At 43.2% G+C, this 22,924-nt stretch carries 9 protein-coding genes; all 9 read right to left on the bottom strand.

What is annotated here, in order from left to right; all coding sequences use genetic code 11:
* Positions 1–127: 127 nt before the first annotated feature.
* The 9 genes from QUB61_RS30430 to QUB61_RS30390 all read right to left on the bottom strand — a co-directional run bounded on the left by QUB61_RS30430 (position 128) and on the right by QUB61_RS30390 (position 22,533).
* Complete coding sequence (locus tag QUB61_RS30430; RefSeq protein WP_445300297.1) at positions 128–271, bottom strand: ATP-binding protein; 144 nt, start codon at positions 269–271, stop codon at positions 128–130.
* Positions 272–329: 58 nt separating this feature from the next.
* Positions 330–5,780: an AAA family ATPase gene (locus QUB61_RS30425; RefSeq protein ID WP_333133772.1), complete on the bottom strand. Its 5,451-nt coding sequence runs from the start codon at positions 5,778–5,780 to the stop codon at positions 330–332.
* Between the two features lie 90 nt (positions 5,781–5,870).
* Positions 5,871–11,234 (bottom strand): AAA family ATPase, encoded by a 5,364-nt coding sequence (locus QUB61_RS30420; RefSeq protein WP_333133771.1) that lies wholly within the window; start codon positions 11,232–11,234, stop codon positions 5,871–5,873.
* Between the two features lie 162 nt (positions 11,235–11,396).
* Entirely contained in the window at positions 11,397–16,775 is a 5,379-nt protein-coding gene (locus QUB61_RS30415) for an AAA family ATPase (protein WP_333133773.1), read from the bottom strand.
* A 618-nt stretch (positions 16,776–17,393) separates the two neighbouring features.
* A complete protein-coding gene (gene cydB / locus QUB61_RS30410; RefSeq protein WP_333133770.1) occupies positions 17,394–18,407 on the bottom strand; it encodes a cytochrome d ubiquinol oxidase subunit II in 1,014 nt (337 codons plus the stop codon).
* A gap of 8 nt (positions 18,408–18,415) precedes the next feature.
* A complete protein-coding gene (locus QUB61_RS30405) occupies positions 18,416–19,858 on the bottom strand; it encodes a cytochrome ubiquinol oxidase subunit I (protein ID WP_333133769.1) in 1,443 nt (480 codons plus the stop codon).
* Between the two features lie 274 nt (positions 19,859–20,132).
* Positions 20,133–20,606 carry a hypothetical protein gene (locus QUB61_RS30400; protein WP_333133768.1) on the bottom strand — a complete coding sequence of 158 codons (474 nt, stop codon included), beginning with the start codon at positions 20,604–20,606 and terminating at the stop codon, positions 20,133–20,135.
* On the bottom strand, positions 20,581–21,786 hold the full coding sequence (locus QUB61_RS30395) for an urease accessory protein UreH domain-containing protein (protein WP_333133767.1): 1,206 nt from the start codon (positions 21,784–21,786) through the stop codon (positions 20,581–20,583). The genes QUB61_RS30400 and QUB61_RS30395 overlap by 26 nt, the downstream gene beginning before the upstream one ends.
* A gap of 144 nt (positions 21,787–21,930) precedes the next feature.
* On the bottom strand, positions 21,931–22,533 hold the full coding sequence (locus tag QUB61_RS30390) for a hypothetical protein (protein ID WP_333133766.1): 603 nt from the start codon (positions 22,531–22,533) through the stop codon (positions 21,931–21,933).
* Positions 22,534–22,924 lie beyond the last annotated feature (391 nt).

The following is a 22,924-nucleotide window of genomic DNA, read 5'->3' as shown; positions in this document are numbered from 1 at the left end:
CCGTCCTTTTTGGACGGGCGGGACGCCCATCCCACAATAACAATTAAAATTGTAAGTTATTTAATTCGCGATCCTAAATCACAAACTTAGTCCACTCTCCGGGGGTATAAAAACACCACCCTAATCATCAACATGGAATTGAAATCGTAAATTCTGTACCTACACCTAAAGTTGAGTTCACTTCTAGCATACCAGAGTGTTTCTCAACCACAATCTGCCGTGCGATCGCCAATCCTAAACCCGTTCCTTTTCCCACTGCTTTCGCCGTCAATAAATGATCGAATATCTTTTGCTTGACCTCCCAACGGGCGTAGCAGTAAGATGCTTCTTTAGGCTCTAATATAGCTGATGGGAATCTCGATCGCTAACTCTGTACCATCTCCCACTCTAGAATTACAGGTTAATTTACCGCCATGTTTTTTGACAATACCATAGCTAACAGATAAACCCAAACCTGTACCGCTACCCACTGGTTTAGTTGTAAAAAATGGATCGAATATTCTGGATTGAATATTCGCCGGGATACCAGCACCATTATCAGTGATTTTAATTCTAACCCTGTCTTTTTCTATGACTTCAGTCTGAATCGTGATTACAGGATTTTTATCTGTTTTATTAATTGATTGAAGAGCATCAATAGCGTTACTGATAAGACTCAGAAATACTTGATTTATCTCACTAGCATAACAAATGACATTGGGCAGATTTCCATACTCTTTAATAACTTGTATTTCTGATTTGCCATCGCTCTGTCTTAAGCGAGTTTGTAAAATTAGCAACGTGCTTTCAATTCCGGTATGTAAATCTACTGCTTTCATGTCGGCTTCATCTAAGCGGGAAAAGTTACGCAAACTCTGGATAATTTGGCTAATTCGATCGCTCCCTGCTTTCATAGATTCCAAAATTTTAATTAAATCTTCCCACATAAATTCTAAATCCATTTCTTCTATTTTCGCTTGAATTACTCCACTGGGTTCAGGATACTCTTGTTGATAAATATCAAGTAAAATAAGCAAATTATTGACATAATCCTCTGTATGTGCAAGATTACTACGAATAAATGTTACTGGATTGTTGATTTCGTGAGCAATCCCAGCTACCAGTTGACCGAGAGATGACATTTTTTCGCTCTGAATTAATTGTGCTTGGGTTTGTTGTAAGTTTTTAAATGCTTGCTCTAAATCAAAAGCTTTTTGCCTTAAATCTTCCGTTTTTTGGGCTACTTCTGCTTCTAAGCTTTGGGAATAATTTTCTATTTGTTTATATAAACGAGCATTATCAATAGAGATCGCCGCTTGAGCTGCGATCGTCTGGAGAATTTCTACTCGCTCATTAGTAAATGCTCCTACTGTTAAGTTATTTTCTAAGTACACAATACCGACGACTTTTCCTTGCCGAATAATTGGAGTACATAAAACTGATTTAGGTTGACGATCGATAATATAGCGATCGCCTGCAAATTGGTCGGCTGTACTTAAGTTGTCAAAAACAGCCGTCGCTTGAGTTCGTGCCACCACATAAATCAAACTCAGAGGAATTTTCTGATATTGTTCCAGAGGAATTTCTAATATTTTTGTCTGCTTTTGTGCGGCTTGAGCGACGACTAACCATTGTCGGTCTTGGCGAAGCACTAAACAACCGATTTGTGCTCCCCCATTAGCAAGCGTAATCTGCATCAAAGTGGCTAACAGTTTCTCTAATTCAATTTCTTGTGAAATGGCTTGTGCCGCCCTAATTACTGCTGGAAAATCTAACCATAAATTCTCGCTACTACTGACGCTAGTTAGGCTTCCCATCCAGGTCTGGTTGATGGTTGTCCCAGATGTGATGGCAAACTTAGCAGGTTTGAGAATAGCTTTCAGTAGTTGTGGATAGTGTTGTTCTAAATAAGCTACTTTAGCCTTTGCATCCCAACGGGAATAACAGTAATAGGCCTCAATCATGTAAGATTGTGCAACTTTTTCTTTCCCCCAATCTAAGTAGAACTTGGCAGCTAGTTCGTTGGCTAAACCTTCTTCTTGGATATAACCATTTTCTTTGGCTTCTGAAATGGCGCGATCGTACCAATCTCCAGCTTCATAATTCTTGCCTAAAACCCGGCATTTTTCTGCTACTACTAAGTCAACTTTATGTTGGTGATTCATCGGAGCCTGGTGTGCCCATTGAGCCAGAGTAGTTTGATGGGTTTCTGCCAAAGCGAGAGTGTTCGCTTGCTCAATTTCTGACTGCGTAGAGCAGAGTGCCAAGTAGGTTAACCCGGCATAGAAATGGAAAACCGGAGTATGAATCATTGCTGCCGCTACCCTCAAATAGAGGCTTGCTTGGGCAATGTAGTCTAGGGCGTTGGTGTAGTTGCCAAAGAGATAGGCAAGCATTAGTTTGTAGTTATAGGCAAGAGCGAGTGCAGTAAGCTCACTATTGTGATTATGCTGAGGAAACATCACAGTTTCATCGTAAGCCTGACCGATTAACAAATCCGGTTGATTGACATTTTCCCTCAAGTTCTGCACCGTCTGTTGTGCCATCTTCACGTAAACCATAGGAGAATATTGCTTCACAGTCGCTAAGACAACACAGTAATTTTCTATTTCTGCGTGCCAATTATCAAGCTCTACTCCCGCAAAAAAATTATTATATAAATAACTACTGACGCAGTAGCCAGCATTGAGAAAATCACCTGTTTCCATTCCGACTAAATAGCCTTCTTTCGCCGTTGGGATTGCTGCCCTCAGTGGTTCTTGACGATGCTGAATAAAACAGCCAAACCAAAGTAAAGTGATACATTTAAATTCTGGCCAATTCAACTGATTGAGTAAACTCAGTGCTACTCGCCCAAAGCGATAACCTTTTTCTACTTCTCCGAAAAAACCAGACAGCACAATACCATAACCCACATACCCGATTGTTGATGCTGGTGCATTGCCAAATTGAAGTGATAGACTGACCATTGTGGCACAAAGTAGAGGCTGCAAGGCAGGATTTCCCATAAAAATAGCCGGAAACAAGATGCCTAACAATTGCATCGCCGCGATTGTCCGAGGATCGCTCATCACGGGAAGGTTAACCAGTTCCTCAATCTGTTTGCTCTCCAGTTGGTTGGCAAGGTTTTGTAATGCAATGCGTGTCAAGGCTTCGTCAGTTTCATAGGGGAGTTCAATCCCCAATTGTGCTAGGGCATTGGTGCCGATAGCGATCGCTTCTAACATCTGACTCTGAGTTGTCAGTGCGTTAATTTGAATCTCAAATATCTTGACTTTATCTAGTATTGTTTTGGCCGATCGCAAAACCTGGGCTGCCATTTCTTCCATGCTATTAAAATCGGCATTTAAGTAAGCCGTTTCAGCCGCAGCCACATAAAGATTCAGGGTTAATTCATACTGACTTTGCCAACAGTTTTCTGTGAGTAACTCCAGCCCTGTTTTCACAAAACTTCTGGCGCCTGCATAGGCTGTAGAAGTTCTGGCTTTCTGTCCCGCTGCTAAGTTCAATCTGGCTAAGGCTTCCCGTTCCTCTGCTTGAGTCATGAACTCTATTCCTAAATTCAAATGCCCGACAATATCAAACAGCTTTTCCTCTTTTTCTATCTCTGATAAGTTTTGTTGGAGTAGTTGCCCAATATGGTAATGGGTCTGCTGTTTTTGCTCGTCAGGAATCAATGAATAAGCCGCTTGTTGGACGCGATCGTGTAAAAATCGATAAGTCGGATTAGCGGAAGCATTTAAAACTTCCTCACTATTAGATTGGGTATAGAACTTATAGATTTTGGTAGTAGGAATTACCAAACCTTCCTGCAAGGCTTTCCATAAAGCTGTTGCGGTACTGTCTGGTGATTTCTCACTGACAATTGCTAAGGTATTCAAATCAAACTGCGCCCCAATACAAGCCGCTAGTGTGAGACTCTCCTGAGTTTCTCTGGGCAATTTCTGTAATTGCAATGCCATGAATTCAACGACATCATCAGTAATTGCTAAGGCATTGACTTGGGCAAGATTGCATTGCCAAGATTGAATTTTCCAATCAAAGCTAATTAACTTGTCATCATGTAATGCTTTGAGAAACTGGGTCGCAAAAAAAGGATTACCTTGAGTTTTTTGATTGACCAATCTTGTTAAAGGCTGGGCTAGGGATGATTCACAATTCAGTGTATCTGCCACTAACTGATTCATATCAGGTTCCCTTAACGGTGGTAAAGTAATTGTATTCACCGTTGCCCCTGTTTTGAAAATTTCATCCACTGTTAAAATGAATGGATGTACGGGGGAGACTTCATTATCTCGATACGCACCTAATATTAATAGATACCCTGCATCTTGCATCAATAATTTAAGCAAGTTCAGTGATGCGGAATCGGTCCATTGCAAGTCATCTAAAAACATGACTAACGGATTTTCTTTACTGGTAAAGACTTGCACAAATTTTTGAAACAGGAGATTAAAGCGATTTTGGGCGGCTGTTCCTGATAATTCAAGGGCGGCTGGCTGTTTACCGATAATATTTTCTAACTCAGGAATTACGTCAATTAAGACTTGTCCGTTGTCTCCTAATGCGGTTAAAATCTGGCTTTTCCATCTTTCTAATTGCCAATCTGATTCGGATAGCAATTGCCCCATTAAATCGCGGAATGCTTGCACAAAGGCGCTGAAGGGAATGTTGCGCTGAAATTGGTCATATTTTCCTTTAATAAAATAACCCCGTTCCCGCACAATGGGTTTATGAACTTCGTTGATAACTGCTGTTTTTCCAATTCCTGAAAAACCCGCAACGAGCATCATTTCTGTTGCACCTTCGCTAACTCTTTCAAAGGCTTGTATGAGCGTTTCTACTTCGGTTTCTCGTCCATAGAGTTTGTCGGGGATGAGGAAGCGATCGCATACATCCCGCGTTCCTAACTCAAAAGTTTCAATCTTTCCAGTTTCTTGGCACTGCTGCAAACACCGTTCTAAGTCATGTTTCAATCCCCAGGCACTTTGATAGCGCTGTTCGGCATTTTTTGCCATCAGCTTCATGACAATATCCGAAACCACCTGCGGAATTTCTTTGCTAGTTATTGAAGGAGGTTGTTTGGCAATATGGCAGTGAACCAACTCCATCGGGTCGTCACATTCAAATGGCAGTTTTCCGGTCAGCAGTTCGTAAAAAGTGGCTCCCAGAGAATAAAAGTCAGTGCGGTAGTCGATGCCTCGGTTCATTCGTCCAGTTTGTTCGGGAGAAATATAGGCGAGGGTTCCTTCTAAAACGTTGGGATTTTGAATTTCTTGAGTTTCTCTCGGCAGTAGGGAGGCGATGCTAAAGTCTATGAGTTTAATTTGTTTAGTGTCGGGATGTATTAGGACGTTAGCTGGCTTAATATCTTTGTGGATGACTCGGTTTTGGTACAGTCCGTCAAGGATGTCAGTTATTTGAATGGCGATCGCCAATATTTCTGCTAAAGTCTGCGTAGGTGCTTCACCGAGCCGTCTTCGGCATCGATCTTGGGCGTATAGCCGTAGAGAAATGCCGCCAAAATCCTCCATCACTAGGGCATAGCTGTTGCGGTAGGATTCCAGACTGTAAGGTTCAACGACTCCCGGCAGACGTAGATTTTTGGCGATGGTATACTGGTTGCGGAATTGCAGCAGTTCGCTGAAACTGGGATAGTCTCTATTTAATAGTTTAATGACAACTGGAAGCCGATCGATTTCTCGAATGGCTCGATAAACCAGGGTTTTGGAACCACTGTACAGTTGATCGATTAGACGGTATCCGGCAATTGGGCTGGTTAAATCTATATCTGCATTCATTTTGGCTCTCCTAATCTCAACTATTGACTGCTAAAAATTAATGTTCGCCTCTATTTGTAAGGGTTAAAGGCGGCGATCGCATAATTAACTTCATCCGTTTGTAGGCAATGATATCGCAAACTCCGTCCCTTCTCCCAATACAGAATTTACCTCGATTGTACCGCCGTGTTTCTCAACTACAATCTGGCGTGCGATCGCCAAACCCAATCCCGTGCCTTTACCCACACCTTTAGTTGTAAATAAGTGGTCAAAAATATTACCTTTTATCTCATCTGCTATCCCTGGTCCGTTGTCAGAAATGCGAATCGTCACCCACTCCTCAGACTGTCTTTCTGTCCGAACCGTGATGCAATTGGCTGGGGCTTTAATCTTCTCTAAACTCTGTTCCCGATTTGATTCTTCCAGTGCATCAATGGCATTTGCCAATATATTCATAAACACCTGATTTAATTGTCCAGGGAAGCACTCAACTGGTGGCAGGTTCCCGTACTCTTTCACTACTTCAATTGCTGGACGCTGTTCGTTGGATTTTAATCGATGTTTGAGAATCAAAATCGTACTGTCAATTCCCTCATGAATATTGAAAGAAACTTTGTAATCTTTGTCGGCTCTGGAGAAAGTGCGAAGACTGGTGCTGATACCTTGGATACGATCGCACCCGACTTGCATAGAATGCAACATTTTTGGTAAATCTTCTAAGAGATATTCAATGTCCATCTCTTCTGCTTTTTCTTCAATCTCGTCACCCGGACTGGAAAATTTTTCTTGGTAGAGTTGCAGGTATTCTGTAATATCTTTGACGGCGGCGATCGCTTCATGAATATTGCCAGAAATAAATCCGACTGGATTATTAATTTCATGGGCAACCCCGGCCACTAAATTCCCCAACGCTGACATTTTTTCGCTCTGCACTAATTGCAGTTGTGATTCTTCCACCTGGTGGGCATAGTCCTGTGCTTGCTGATACAATCGCGCATTTTCTAAGGAAATGGCAGCCTGCGTGCAGAGGAAGTGGAGGATGAGGAGACGATCGCGAGTAAACACTCCTTTCGTCGAGCGATGTTCGAGATAAAGTATGCCAACTAAATTCCCGCGATCGAGAATCGGAGTACATAGCATACTCTGAGACTGATACTCAAGCGTACAGTCATTCATTAAACCCGGAATATCGGTCTTGCCACCTTCAATAACCACAGTTTCCAGGGTGTTTTTGACATAATAAACCAGCTTGAGCGGAATCACCGCCGAGCCATCTATAGGTTGGGTTTGCAGTAAGGTTGTGGGTAACTCGTTATCTGGATTGATGTGAGTTATTGCCCGGATTTGCCATTCATCTTGATGGGGGAGTAGCAAAGCACAAGTTTCTGCCCCAGAAGTTTTCAAAATAATTTGGTTGAGGGTGCCGAGTAATTCATCAATCTGAATTTTACTGGATAAAGCTTGAGCAGCTTGCATAATAGATGCGAAATCAAGGACATCGGAAATATTGGTGCTGCTATTACTGGAAGTCTGCGAAGAGTGGCTAATCGTTGCCAGCGTCTCTAGAGGATTAAAGCGAAGTTTGGGCTGATTCAGGATAGGCCCAAGTAATTGGGGATAGCGTTGTTCTAGGTCTTCTATTTTGGCTACTGCACCCCAACGGGCATAACAGTAATACGCTTCCTGCATATAGCCTGCGGCAACTTTTTCTTTGCCCTCCTCAAGGTAGAACTTGGCAGCTAATTCGTTGGCGAGCGCTTCTTCTTGGAGGTATTCGTTTTCTTTGGCTCCGGCGATCGCGCGATCGTATAACTCTAATGCTTGCCAATTAATCCCTAATATCCGAGCTTTTTCCGCTTCAATTAATTCATATCTATGCTGGTTTACTTCTGGCGCATTGTCTGCCCAAAAAATCATTTTTTTCTGATTAATATTGACCTGCTCTAAGTAGTTTTTTTGTTCATCTACCGTGACTTCATCATAGCAATTTAACAATGTTAGCGAATGGTAAAAGTTGAGAACTACGACTTGCATAAAACCAAAAGCTGCTCCGGCTTGCTCCTGTGCTAGTCCCACATTTTTCAAGGCTTGGCTACTATCGCCCAACAAGTAAACTAGAATAGTTTTAGCCACATAAAAAACAAATAAAACTGTTCCCGATTTAGCGGCAATGATGCGGGGCAAAATTTTCTCTTCATCAAAACTTTCACCGATCAATAATAGGGAATCTGCTGCTTTATCCTGTAAATTTAAACCTAGTTGTCGCCATACTTGCGAAAAGTGAATAGGAATTTCTTGTTTAATGTTAATACACAAATCAACATAAGCTCCTTGTTGCCGGACGGCAGACTCTAAGTTATCCTCCGTAAAAAATAAGTAACTGCACAAATTTGCTGCACAATATCCACCCCATTCAAAATCACCTACTTCTAGCCCTGCTTGTACGCCTTCTCGCAAAGGATCGACACTATTTTTGGCGTGTTCTTTCCAAGTGCGAATATTAGAATTAAATAAGTTATAAACTTTAGACTTTAGTTCTTTAGCGTTAAACTTGTCTAATAATTTTAAAGCGATTAAACCGGCATAGTATCCTCTATCTAATTGACTAAATCCGACTAGCAATAATCCGTAAAAACCATAGGCAAAAGATGAGATCGCCGAATTTCCATATTCAAGACACAAATTAATCATAGTGATGATTATTTGCGGAAAAATCTCTGGCTTTGCCATAAATACAGGCGCACAAAGGATTTTTAAAATCTGCATTGCTGCCAGCTTATATGGATCGGTCATGTTTGGTAAATTATCTAAATTATCAATATTTGGTAAATCAATTATCAACTCCTTCTCCACGTCTATAGTTAACAAATTTATTGTAAGTTTTTCTAATACTTGCAATCCAATATCTACTGCCGTTACCATTTCTAGTTGAGCGATATAAATCTGCATTTGTAATTCATAAATTTTCACTGTGTCGAGTAAATTAGTTGCTTTTTGCATGGCAATCTCAGCTAGATTTAATGACTGCTCAAAGTTAAGGTTTAAATATTCAGCTTCGGCAGTAGCCATGTAAATATTGAGGGTCAATTCATAATGATTTTGCCAACAGTCTGTTGTCAGTAACCCCATCGCCGTTTGCAAATAGACCATTGCGGCAGCATAAGCAGTAGAAGTTTTGGCTTTCCGCCCTGTCACTAGGTTTAATTCGGCTAATTCTTGGCGATCGCTTGGTTGAGTGATTAAATCTTTACCCTGATTTAAGTGTCTGACAATCTCAAATAGTTTTTCATCCTGCTCTATGTCGGAGGAATTTTGTAATAACAACTGTCCGATTTGGAAATGAGTTGCTTGCTTTTTTTCATCAGGAATGAGGGAATAAGCAGCTTGTTGAACGCGATCGTGCAAGAAGCGATAGGCAACGGTTTGAGAAGTCGCTTCAGAAATCGCCTGTTGGGCGCCTACATAAAATTTATAAACTTCACTTTGGGGAATAATCAGCTCTTCCTGTAAAGCTTTCCACAATGCGGTTGCGGTTTCAGTCTCAGAACTCTCTGATACAATTGCCAATGTTGCCAGGTCGAACAGGTTGCCAATGCAAGCGGCTAATTTTAAAACAGACTGAGTGTCTGTGGGCAACTTCTGCAACTGCTGCGCCATAAATTCTACTACATTATCAGTTAGTGCTACCTCTCGAACTTGACTAATATCGCACTGCCAATGTCCCGCTTGGATATCAAAAATAATCAATTCATCCTGATGCAAGGCTTTGAGAAACTGCGTCGAAAAAAATGGGTTTCCTTGAGTTTTTTGATAGACCAATTCTGTCAGCGGTTGTGCCAACTTAGGAGAACAAACTAGCGTATCCGCTACCAATTGATTCAAACTGATTTTGTCGAGCGGTGCTAATCTAATGGTGTTGAGGGTTGTTCCTGCTTTCCTCACTTCATCTAAGGTCAACATCAGGGGATGGCCTGGTGATACTTCATTATCCCGATAGGCTCCAAGCAGCAACAGATAACCCAATTGCGACTCATTGACGAGCAATTGCATTAACTTCAGCGATGCCGAATCCGCCCATTGTAAGTCATCCAAAAATATCACCAAGGGATGCTCTTTTGTTGTAAAGACAGCAATGAATTTGTGGAAGAGCAAATTAAAGAGATTTTGAGCAGCAATCCCCGATAATTCAGGGGTTGGGGGTTGCGATCCAATAATCCGTTCTAGTTCGGGAATGACTTCAATAATGACTTGTCCGTTGTCACCGAGCGCTTCGAGAATTTTAGTTTTCCATTCTTGGATTTTGGCATCACTTTCACTGAGTAATTGTGCCATAAAATCGCGGAAAGCCTGGACAAATGCCGAGAAGGGAATGTTGCGGTTAAACTGGTCGAATTTGCCTTTGATAAAATAGCCCCGCTGCCGGACAATGGGTTTATGTACCTCGTTGACTACAGCCGTTTTTCCAATCCCGGAGAACCCAGCGACCAGCATTAATTCTGATGTGCCATTCGCGACGCGATCGAAGGCATTCAACAGGGTTTGTACTTCTGTTTCTCGACCGTAAAGCTTTTCAGGAATCAGGAAGCGATCGCAGACATCCCGCGTTCCTAACTCAAAAGTTTCAATCTTTCCAGTTTCTTGGCACTGCTGCAAACACCTTTCTAAGTCATGTTTCAATCCCCAGGCACTTTGATAGCGCTGTTCGGCATTTTTTGCCATCAGCTTCATGACAATATCCGACACTACCTGCGGGATTTCTTTGCTGTTTATTGCAGGAGGTTGTTTGGCAATATGGCAGTGGACCAACTCCATCGGGTCGTCACATTCAAATGGCAGTTTTCCGGTCAGCAGTTCGTAAAAGGTGGCTCCCAGAGAATAAAAGTCAGTGCGGTAGTCGATACCTCGGTTCATTCGTCCGGTTTGTTCGGGAGAAATATAGGCGAGGGTTCCTTCTAAAACGTTGGGATTTTGAATTTCTTGAGTTTCTCTCGGCAGTAGGGAGGCGATGCTAAAGTCAATTAGTTTGACTTGTTTAGTTTCGGAATGAATCAGGACGTTAGCTGGCTTAATATCTTTGTGAATGACTCGATGCTGATAGAGTGCATTGAGAATGTCAGTTATTTGAATGGCAATTTCCAAGATTTCTACCAGAGTCAGCGATCGCTCTTGGGCGTAGTCGCGCAGAGAAATGCCGCCAAAATCCTCCATCACTAGGGCGTAACTGTTGCGGTAGAATTCTATAGTGTAGGCTTCAACGACTCCCGGCAGGTGTAGATTCTTGGCGATCGTGTACTGGTTGCGGAATTGCAGCAGTTCGCTAAAACTGGGATAGTCTCGATTCAGTAGTTTAATGACAACTGGAATCTGGTCTGTTTCTCGGATAGCTCGATAAACTAGGGTTCTCGAACCGCAGTATAGTTCCTCAACCAGATGATATCCCGAAATTCGGTTCGTTAAATCCACTGCTGTACTCATCTGGATTACTCCATCTCAGATATTGATTATTGTAACTAACTATACACTTTTATTTGTCAAGTATCCGGAGTATAGAACTGGGATATACCCCAGCAGACGAACTCTACCGCTTTTATTATTTTTCACTTTTGAATAAAAAAATTGCCATCTATCAAGATATTCTTATCCTTTCATGGGCAAGAAAATTATAAGCTCCGTCCCTTCTCTCAATACAGAATTTACCTCTATTGTACCGCCGTGTTTCTCAACTACAATAGACTTGGCGATCGCCAATCCCAACCCCGTCCCTTGTCCCACTCCCTTAGTAGTAAATAAATCATCAAAAATTTTCTCCCGCACTGCCTCACTCATTCCCACACCGTTATCCTTAATGCGAATAACCGCTTGTTTTTTATCCCCATCAATTTCCGTCTTAATAGTAATTTGATTGGCGATTCCTGCATAAGGTCGTCCTTGATTGGATTCCTCCAAAGCATCAATCGCATTACCTAACAAATTCATAAATACTTGATTCAACTGTCCGGCATAACACTCAACTTGTGGCAAATTCCCGTATTCCCTAATCACTTTGATTTCTGGACGAGTGTCGTTAGCCTTGAGGCGATGTTTCAGGATCATAATGGTGCTATCGATGCCATCGTGGATATTGCAAGCTACGGGAGAGTTAGTATCGGCACGGGAGAACGTCCGTAGACTGGTACTAATATCCCGAATCCGCTTCACGCCTTCCCGCATCGAACCTATTAGTTTCGGTAAATCTTCCCGGATGTAGTCAAGCTCGATGTTCTCGATTTCCTCTTGAATCTCTGGATCGAGTTGGGGATATTTTTGTTGATACAAATCGAGCAATCCAAATAAATCTTTGATATAATCTAAGGCGGGTTGAATATTACCAACCAGAAAACCAACCGGATTATTAATTTCGTGAGCAACCCCAGCCACTAAGTTTCCCAATGCTGACATCTTTTCGCTTTGAACTATTTTTATTTGTGCTTGTTTGAGATGGGTAAATGCTTGTTGAGATTCTTGATACAAACGGGCATTTTCTAAGGAAATAGCAGCTTGAGAAGCCAGCAGATTTAGCAATTCAATGCGATCGCTCGTAAACGCCCCAACCGTCAGGTTATTTTCCAGGTATAAAATCCCAATCAACTGCCCTTGATTAAGAATAGGAATACAAAGAATACTTTTAGGCTGGTGTTTTTGAATGTAAATATCCCCAGCAACCTGGGAACTTACCCGAGCATCAACTATTACCAAAGGTTTCAAACTACGCTTGACAGTATTGACCAAACTAATCGCTACATCCTGACTTGATTCTAGCGGTATTGATGGTAATAGCTCAGGTTCCTGTCCCTCTTCTACAAGAGCCACTACCTGTAAATACTGTTCTTGTTTGAGCAATAAGACACACTTAGTTGCCCCAGCATTCGCGAGCGATATTTTTAAAAGAGTAGTCAGGAGTTTGTCTATTTCAATCTCCCCAGAAAGGGTTTGAGAGGCTTCGATCAGAGTAGGCAAATCTAGAAATTCAGAGTTGCTGCTAGAAGAGTGAGTATAAGTAATCGTTCCCAAGGCGCTCGTTTCCTTAAAGGAACTAAAGGATTGAGCTTGCTGAAGGATAATACCGAGTAGGCGAGGATAACGTTTTTCCAAATCGTCTATTTTGGCTTTAGCTCCCCAGCGGGCATAACAATAATATGCTTCAATCATGTAGGCTTGAGCTACTTTTTCTTTGCCCCATTCTAGGTAGAATTTGGCTGCGAGTTCGTTGGCGAGGGCTTCTTCGTTGAGGAATAGATTTTCTTTAGCGAGGGAGATCGCGCGATCGTACAAGTCTATGGCATCGGCTTTATTACCCAAAACCCGATATTTTTCGGCTTCAATTAAATACCATTTATGCAAATGATTCATGGGCGCATTTTTCGCCCACTGTTGCAGAATCTTTTGATGAGTCTCCGCTAGGGCGAGGATTTCTGATTGCTCTGGCTCTGGCTTTGTGGGGAAGATTGCCAAGTACGTCAAAGCGGTATAAAAATGAAAAATTGGAACTTGAATCAATCCCGATATTGCCATCAAATACGGCTTCGCTTGGAGAATATAGTCGAGGGCAGCGGTGTTGTTGCCCGATGAGTAGGCAAGCAGCAGTTTATAAACATAAGTCTTGGCGATCGTCGTGAGTTCATTATTCTGATGATGCTTAGGAAGCATCACCGTTTCATCGTAACCAGTACCGATTAAGCAATCCGAGAGAATACCGACTTTCCTCAAGTTATTCACCGTCTGCTGCATCATCTCCAAATAATCTCGAGCCAAATATTGTTTGGCCTGTGTCATCACAGCACTGTAACTGGCTATTTCGGTTTCCCAAGTGTCCAGTTCCACCCCACCAAAAAATTTGGATTCGAGATAATTGAGTATGCTATAGCCAGATTGTAGAAAATCCCCGGTTTCCATCGCAGCCGTATAGCTAACTTTCAGCGTCGGTATTGTTGCCCCGATCGCTTCTTGGCGATGCTGAATAAAGCTTCCAAAAAAAGCGGGAATTGTCGCTTTCAGTGCGCGGATATTGAAGCGATCGAGCAAATTCATCGCCAGTTTACCAAAGCCATAGCCCATTTCTACCTCTCCTAAAAAGGCACATAGCACCATGCCGTGAATCGCATACCCCACCGTCGATGCGGGTGCATTTCCAAATTCGATCGATAAACTCACCATCATCGAGCTAAGGATGGGTAGCAATCCCGGCATTCCTAGAAAAACGGGCGGAAATAAGGTTCCCAATAGTTGGATTGCTGCCTGAGTTTTGGCATCGGTCATCACTGGCAGGTCAACCAGTTCTTCAATCCGTTTGCCGCTTTGTTGGTTAGCAAGATTTTGTAGGACTTTGCTAATCTTAGTTTCGTCAGGTTCAGTGGGGAGTTCAACCCCTAATTGCCCTAGCGCATTTCTGCCGACTGCGATCGCTTCTAATATTTTGCCCTGAGCTGTCTGTGCAGTGATTGAAATTTGGTAAATTTTAACTTTGTCTAAAATCGACTGAGCTTCTTGCAACACCAATTCTGCCATTTGTTCCATGCTGTCAAAGTCAGCATTCAAATAAGCGGCTTCGGTAGCACCAACATAGAGATTCAGGGTCAATTCATACTGAGTTTGCCAGCAGTTAGCTGTCAGTAACTCAATCCCGGTTTGCACATAGACTCTTGTCGCAGCATAAGCTGTAGAACTTCTGGCTTTCTGTGCCGCTTTTAAGTTTAGTTTAGCTAATGCTTCTCGTTCGCTATCTTGGGTAATTAAGTCTTCTCCTTGGTTCAAATGCCTGACAAGATCAAAGAGTTTTTCCTGTTGCTCTATTTCTGATAAATTTTGCTGGAGTAACTGTCCGATTTTGAGATGAGTTGCTTTTTTATCTGAATCTGGAATGAGCGAATATGCGGCTTGCTGGACGCGATCGTGTAAAAATTGATAAGTTGGATTAGCTGAAGCCTTAAAAACTTCATCACTATCCGACTCCGTAAAGAACTTATAGATTTTGGTCGTGGGAATCACCAAACCTTCCTGCAATGCTTTCCATAAAGCCGTAGCCGTCATTCCAGCAGATTTCTCACTGACAATTACTAAGGTATTCAAATCAAACTGCGAGCCAATACAAGCAGCTAATTTGAGATTATCCTGAGTTTCTGGCGGCAACTTATGCAATTGCAATGCCATGAATTCAACGACATCATCAGTGATAGCTAAGGCTTTGACCCCAGCAATATCGCACTGCCAATGCCGAATATCCCAATTAATGCTAATTAGCCGATCGTCATGTAATGCCTTGAGAAACTGAGTGGCAAAGAAAGGATTTCCCTGAGTTTTTTGATAGACTAAATTTGTCAAAGGCTGGGCAAGGGATGATTCACAATTCAGCGTATCCGCGACAAACAAATTCATATCTGGTTCGCTTAACGCTTGCAAAGTAATCGTATTCACTGTTGCGCCAGTTTTAACTATCTCATCCACTGTTAAGATAAATGGATGCACGGGCGAAACTTCATTATCTCGATATGCCCCTAATACTAATAAATATCCTTTATCCATCATCAATAATTGTAGCAAATTCAGGGAGGCTGAATCGGCCCATTGCAAGTCATCCAAAAACATCACTAAAGGATGTTCTTTGCTCGTGAAAACTTGCACAAATTTCTGCATTAGCAAATTAAAGCGATTTTGGGCGGCACTTGCTGACAATTCTGTTGCAGGAAGTTGAGCGCCAATTATGCCTTCTAACTCAGGAATCACGTCAATCAATACTTGTCCGCTGTCTCCCACTGCTGCTAAAATCTGGGTTTTCCATGTTTGCAGTTGGATATCCGATTCTGATAGCAGTTGACCCATTAAGTCGCGGAAGGCTTGCACAAAGGCACTGAAGGGAATGTTGCGCTGAAATTGATCGTATTTGCCTTTGATAAAATAACCGCGCTGACGGACAATGGGTTTATGAACTTCATTGACAACGGCGGTTTTCCCAATTCCCGAAAAACCTGCTACTAGCATCATTTCCGTTGATCCCAGGCTGACTCGCTCAAAGGCAGCTAATAGTCGATCGACTTCTTTTTCTCTACCGTAGAGCTTTTCGGGGATAGTAAAGCGATCGCTAATATCTCGCTTTCCAAGTTCAAAAAATTCTATTTTGGCTGTTTTTTGTAACTGAACTAAACAAATTTCTAAATCGTGCTTGAGTCCTAATGCACTTTGATAGCGTTTTTCGGCATTTTTGGCCATCAGCTTACTCACAAGTTGCGATAAAATTAAGGGAATTTCAGGATTAATTTGATGGATCGGTATCGAGTGTTTAGCGAGGTGACAATGCACCAATTTCATCGGGTCATCAGAGATAAATGGCAACTTTCCTGTCAACAATTCATAAAAAGTCACGCCTAGGGAATAAAAGTCACTACGATAGTCAATGCCTCGATTCATCCGTCCTGTTTGTTCGGGGGAAAGATAGGCTAATGTTCCTTCTAAAATATTGGGATTCTGGATTTCTTGAGTTTCTCGTGGTAGGAGGGATGCAATACTAAAGTCAATTAGTTGAATTTTTTTTGTGTCTAAATTAATGAGAATATTAGCGGGTTTAATATCTTTGTGAATGACTCTCTTTTGGTAGAGATAGTGAATAATGTCTGTTAGTTGTATGGCGATTTGGAGAAATTCTGCTAAAGGTAAAGCTTGAGATGGTTTGGTTTCATTTGTTGCGGTTTTGAGATAAGTAGATAGGGAGACTCCGCCAAAGTCCTCCATTACTAGGACATAGCTATTCTGGTATACTTCCAGCGTCAGGGCTTTGACGATGTGAGGGAAGTCGAGATTTTTGGCAATGGTATATTGGTTGCGAAACTGAACGAGCTCGTTGAAGGTGGGGTATTCGTTTCGCAGCAGTTTGACGACGATTGGGTATTGGTCACGGGTACGGATGCCTCGATACACTAGGGTACGCGTACCTACATAAAGTTTCTCTGTAATCAGATAACCTGACAAATTTGCGATCGCATCCATAACTGGTTGATCCTCTCTTATACCAATAGTCCGGACAGTTTTTAGTTCGTAGTCTGACACCCTCGATTTTTTGTTGGTAGCTGGATTGCCTTGGAGCTTTGAAACCCTTATTCTACGGTTGGCAATCAAAAAATTTCCGCAGTATGTTATACAACAGTGAAATTCAAACATTCTCTTCCATTCTATTGTATTTTATTATTTGACAAATATGGGGGTCGCAAACTTTGCACCCTGGCGATGGACAGAATTAACTGTAATTTTTTCCCCAGGTTTATCAACTATTATTTGACCTAAAGCACTTTGGTCACAATCCCTTGGATTCATCCGCGGATATTTGAAAAAAGCTCTGTATCGCGATCGCAAGCTCCCGGACTCATCCGTGGGAGCCATCTCAAATTTTAAATCTCAAAGCGCATGACGTGCCAGAGCTAATCCTAAACCAGTTCCTTTCCCTAATCCGCACTATTTACGCTATGTATAGTATGGTTGCGTAAGTTGTGTGCGATCGTATCAGAAAACAATAATCTGTAATTTATCCGCAAATATACGCAGATAAACCCGGATATAGAGTTGAGCTTATCTGCGTACATTCGCGTGCATCTGCGATTTTATTATGCTTTATTTCCCGTAGTGGCCGCCGACAACCTTACCCCGAAACACAACATAATTGTAGATGTTGTAAAAAATCATAATCGGGAGCAGAAAGCCCATGAACACAAACATAAACACCAGCGCGCTGGGCGAAGCAGCAGCTTGGTAAATCGTGATTTGCGTGGGGATAATGTAGGGAAAAACAATCAACCCCAAGCCGATAAAACTGAGCACAAAAATTAGAATCGTCCAGATAAACGGCGTCCGTTCTTCTTTGTTTGCGAGACTTTTCAGCAGCAGTCCCACAAACAGCAGTCCCAGCAAAGGAATAGCAGCAAAGATATAAACTAGCGGTTGCTCGAACAACCTCGCTCTCGTACTTTCATAAAATACCGGAGTGGCGATCGTAATTAAAACTGCTCCAATTAAAGTCGTCACTGCCGCAATTTTAGCCGTGCGGTAGTGATTTGTTTGCAGTTCGCCCTCCGTTTTCATAATTAGATAGGTTGAACCGATCAAAACATACCCTTGAATCAGCGTCAAAGCAACCAATATCGATCGCCAATCCAGCCAGTCCCAAGTAGTACCCACAAAGTGACCGGCTTCGTCAACCGCAATGCCTTCGAGCACCGCACCCAAGGCAAATCCTTGAGCTAAAGCTGCTAAAAAACTGCCAGCACCAAAGGCATAATTCCAGAATAATTTGCGATTAGAATGCTCGCGAAATTCAAAGGCTACAGCCCGAAATATCAAACCAAAAACCATCAGGCAAATCGGTATGTACAGCGCTGTCAAAATCGTGCCGTAAGCGAGGGGAAATGCGCCAAATAAAGCGCCTCCCATTAAAACCAGCCACGTTTCGTTAGCGTCCCAAACGTTCCCCAGACTGGCCATTAAGATGCCCCTGCGTTCCTCGTCGTCAGCAGCTAGAGACAAGATTCCTACTCCTAAGTCAAAACCGTCTAGCATGACGTAGAGCAAGAGAAAGATACCTAAAATTACGAACCAAACTTGCGGGAGAAAATGCTCCAAAGCTTGCATAAAATCTCCTATTGTTGTGCTTCTACGGGACGTCGCTCGGGAATGTGTTCTGCGGGTTGAGTTTCGATTGCGGGTTTATTGTCAAAACCGGGCATCGGCAGAGTTAAATTAGGGCCTTGGCGGATAATTCGGCTGCCAAAATACAAGGCACAAACAAACAAAAAGCTGTAAATAACTGCAAAGAAACTGAGAGAAGTTAAAACATTGCTGGCGGGGATGTTTGACACCGCGTCAGCAGTGCGCATTTGCCCGTATAAAGCCCAGGGTTGTCTGCCGACACAGCGGACAATCCAACCAGATTCTACAGCAATATATCCCAGGGGAGCAGCCAATACCCAAGCGCGCATCAGCCAAGGTTGACTGCCGATATTTTCAGCAGCAAGTTTGCCACGCATCCACTGAATTATACTGAACAGCATCAGTCCTAAAAAGAAGAATCCAATGCCGGACATGATGCGGAAACAATAGTAGATTAAACCCACCATCCGGGGTCTATCTTCTGGCTTCCACTCCTTCAATCCGAGTACGGGTTCGGAGAGTTTTTGTTTGAATCCCAGAACGTATCCTAAGCCATTGGGCACGCTAATTTGCCAGTCATTTTTTTGGGCTTTTTCATTAGGCAAAGCTAGCAAAGTCCAATCTGCTGACTCTCCCGCTGTTGAGGTTTCCCACTTAGCTTCGATTGCTGCTAATTTAGCGGGTTGATAGTGATAAACTTGTGTGGCGCTCAAATGTCCGATGTATATCTGCAAAGGTGCAACGGCGATTGCGGTCGCTATGGCAATTTTTAAAGACTTGGAAAAAAAGGCTTCGTTGCGCTTATTGAGAATGTACCAAGCGCTAATGCCGCCAATGACAAACAGCGAAGTTTCTAACGTCGCAAAAAACATATGGAGAATGCTGTTTAATGCGGACGGGTTCATAATTGCTTGAAAGTAATCGCTGACAATAAACTTGCCATTGACCATTTCTCCGCCTGCAGGAGTTTGCAGCCAAGAGTTAGCGACTAAAATCCACACTGTGGATAGGTTAGCGCCGAAGGCTACCATGATTGTAGCGAAATAATGGACGATGGGGTTAACGCGCTCCCAACCGAACAGCATAATTCCTAAAAAGCCGGCTTCTAGCATAAATGCCATTGAAGCTTCAAATCCCAAAATGCTGCCAAAAAACTCGCCAACAGCTTCAGAAAAGGGTGCCCAATTGGTGCCAAATTGAAATTCCATTGGAATTCCTGAAGCTACTCCTATACCGAAGTTTAGAAGGTAGAGTTTAGACCAAAACCGAGCGTGATGGTAGTAGTCGGGATTGCGAGTTTTCAGCCACATTCCTTCAACAATTACCAGATAAATCCCCATTCCAGTAGTCAGAACTGGCCACAGCATATGGAATATGGCGGTTAGGGCAAATTGCATCCGCGATAGCGCCACGGTGTTAGATAATATATCCATGGTTATATCCTTTGGTCAGTTCAAGAGAGGTTAGCTTGCACAAATTCCATAATGGACACTGGTTATAATGTAGTGTAAAAATTTCTGATATTTTGTAGAGTTGGCAATTTTTAAGGTTTTATACAGATTTCGGTTGTATTTTCTTGTATGTTAAAATAGGTAGATTATGATTTGCCGTTGGGTGGGGGCGGGTTTATGAGATTGTGGGTGTTAGGCATTTATTGTCGGTGAACCCGCCCCTACAAGATTTATGTTCGGTGATGGAAAGATTATCTTAGCGAACCGTGACTGTATAAGTCAGTTTAAAGGGTTTAAAATTAGCTTTGTTTTGGGCTGTTCCGCTCAATTCAAGTTCGTAAATCCCAGCTTTTGGAAACACGATATTAGCCCCCGGAATCCCTTGATATTTCTCGGCAGATATGGCGGTTAAAGGCGGCTGCATCAGCGGCTTATCCCCATCTTTACGATTTTTCGGATAAACAGCCAGTTTGCAATTGCACTGCTCTAGGGGGATAATTTGACCGCCCCTGCGAGTTAGCGCAAACCACACTCTCGCAGGCTGTCCGGCGCGGGGATTGTGGTTGGGTTCTAGGTGAAAGGTAGCGGCTACATCCCCGGATACTTCGACTTCGTGCGCTAAAACTGAAATCGAGTTTAACTGCGGCGCACTGGGAATTGCGGCTTCAACTAGCAATCCCAAAAAAACTAACAATCCCAAACTTTTACTTTTGTTTGACAGGCGAAACATAGAACTTCTCCAGTGATAAAATAGACCAAAATAAACGCGATCGCACAAACATAACTAACACCGCAACCGCGGCTAACACGGCTGTCAGCAGTTGATTGTGCAACTTCCATTCAAAGCCGCCGAGATAGTGGGAACCGATGAGTGCGGCGTGTACAGCGCACAGCAAGAAAGCTGGAACGCTTAACAGGTGAAGCCTTCGCCACAGCTTGCCTAAAAAATTTTGAATGCGATCGACACTTGTAACCGCCGCCGGTAGCATCAACAGCAGCGACAGCATCCCAGCCGCCATTCCCAACTGGTGCTGCGGCAACATGAAGGACACAGCATCAAAATTCCATTGCAGCGTATGATACAGCATATGAAACGTGTGGGCGACTGCTAGGACAAACGCGCCCACACCCAAGGCGCGGCGGTAGCGCAGCAGTTGCGGCAAAAACTTGCTAACGGGACGCGCCAACAGTGCTAGCATCAAGCACAGCAGCGCTGCGTGGCCGGTAAAATCGACCATTTCATCAGTTCGCAGCAAGGTAAGAATCCCGATCGCCACCGTCACCCACCCACCCATCCGAAAGAGTTGACTCCGCCTGTTTGCGCTCAATCTGCCAGCAAAAAAACCCACTCCCAGCATAGTTGGCAGCGTGCCGAGTCCGAAGGCCAGCATCGTCGCGGCACCCAAAACCGGGTTTCCGGTTTCCGCCGCCTTAATCTGCGCGGCGTAGAGGAAACCGCAGGGAATCAAACCCCAAAGCAAACCCAAAGCAACCGGCACCCACCAGTTTTTTTGCGCCGAAAGCTTGCTCATTGCTTGTCCGACTCGATCGTGCGACATTGGGTGCAGCAGCGGCAATCGCGGCAGCAAGTTCGGTTGAATTTGCACTACTCCGAACCAAATCAGCATGGTGCCCGTCAGAAGTGCGATCGCCCGCCGCAATTCGCTACCCGTACCGGCCAAAAGTCCGCCAGCAATTAACACCGAACCCAGTCCGCCAATTGCAGCACCAACCAAAGCGTAAGCAGCAATTCTCCCCAAATTTAGCAGCAAATGAAAGCGGAAAGCAGCTAATTTATCGTTGCGGGAATTAGAAAGAGAAAACGCCATTGTCAGCGGGCCGCACATCCCGGCGCAGTGACCGAAACTGCCGAGAAATCCCAAAATTGCAATTAGCAGCAGGTCTAGCATCTTGAGTCATACGATTTTAGATTTTACATTTTAGATTTTAGATTTGTTTTTACTGCTTACCTATTACCTATTACCCAATGCCCTGTTTGGCCAATCCCCCATGCCCAATGCCCCATGCCCCATCCCTCCGCTTCGCTCGCCCAATTACCCATTTTGAATGCCGATCGCTAAAATTCCCAAAATTTTATCAACCTCATTCAAAAAATACTCCAATAAATCTATTTGAACTGATTGGCCTTCCAGCATTAAAAACTTCCAAATTTCTCCCGTTGTCACAACCCCATAAATCCTCGATACCTGATTTCCCTCCCGTTCGTTAAACAGTTGAGCTGCATACATTTCCGCTACGCACTGACCCAACCCAGCATTAATATTTTCCTTTTTAGCCTCAACGATTAAAATCGCCGGGGCGCTAACAATCAGGAACTCTACCGATCGACCGATCAGAAAATGGCAACTGCCGTTTAATCCCAAGTCGCTATCAACCGTAAAATCGACTCCCGAAAACAAACTAATGCGATCGGCAAACTGCTTGGTAAGTTCCAGCAAAATCGGCGTAATAATCATTTCTGAGCGTGATTTTTCCGTATTGCTCGCCAGAGCAAAAGGAATATTATAAGCTAAAGTTTCTGTTAAATGATTGCTGCATTCTAAAGCAGGTACGGCCGAAAACAAATCTTGCCTCGGCGAAATCGTTAAATTCAAAGCTTTTTTGACGCTTGCCAAACTAAAATCGCTGTAAGCCATACATTTTACCCTTAATTTTTTACTTTCTTAGGACTTACGCAACTGACACATATATAGCCTTTCTCAGTAACATGAGGTGATCTCGCGGGCATTGGGCATAGGGCATAGGGCATAGCGCATAGGGCATTGGCCCGCGCAGGGCATAGGCCAAACAGGGCATTGGCCAAACAGGGCATTGGGCATTGGCCAAACAGGGCATAGGCATAGGACTCGCCCCCATACCTCACCACGCGATCGAACCGCTATAGTATGGTGCGTCTGAGGTCTAAACCATTAATAGTCGCTCTCTAACGAAAGCCTGACGCACCCTACAAGTCTAATGACTAATGACTAATGACTAATGACTAATGACTAATGACTAATGACTAATGACTAATGACTAATGACTAAT

It is taken from the genome of Microcoleus sp. C2D2, assembly GCF_036702495.1.
Lineage (GTDB): Bacteria > Cyanobacteriota > Cyanobacteriia > Cyanobacteriales > Microcoleaceae > Microcoleus.
This window is presented reverse-complemented; position numbering and strand designations above follow the sequence as displayed.